The sequence below is a fragment of the Saezia sanguinis genome, assembly GCF_003991585.1.
In the GTDB taxonomy this organism is placed as follows: Bacteria; Pseudomonadota; Gammaproteobacteria; order Burkholderiales; family Burkholderiaceae_C; genus Saezia; species Saezia sanguinis.
On sequence record NZ_PQSP01000223.1, the window covers coordinates 1 to 234 of the forward strand.

A 234-nucleotide genomic window follows, 5' to 3' on the forward strand; every position below is an offset into this window, starting at 1 on the left:
GCTTGGTGGTGCCAGCCGTGCCAGCGGAAGGTTGAGGTCGCGGCATGCTTGAGCGGCGTGGCCGTGCATAGCTGCGGCGAAGGGGTGGGAGGCATCCACCATGACTTTGACCTCGTTATCAGTCAGGAATTCTTTGAGACCGTCGACGCCGCCGAAACCACCCACCCGAGTCGGGCCAGGAACTGGCCGGGGGGACTTCGTACGCCCCGCTAACGAGCTGCACAGGTCTACCCC

At 64.5% G+C, this 234-nt stretch carries 1 protein-coding gene; it reads right to left on the bottom strand.

Features of this window, described 5'->3' with window-relative positions; genetic code table 11:
* A partial coding sequence (locus tag CUZ56_RS16440; RefSeq protein ID WP_369126774.1) for a precorrin-6A/cobalt-precorrin-6A reductase occupies nucleotides 1-225 on the bottom strand: 225 nt, incomplete at its 3' end.
* Nucleotides 226-234 lie beyond the last annotated feature (9 nt).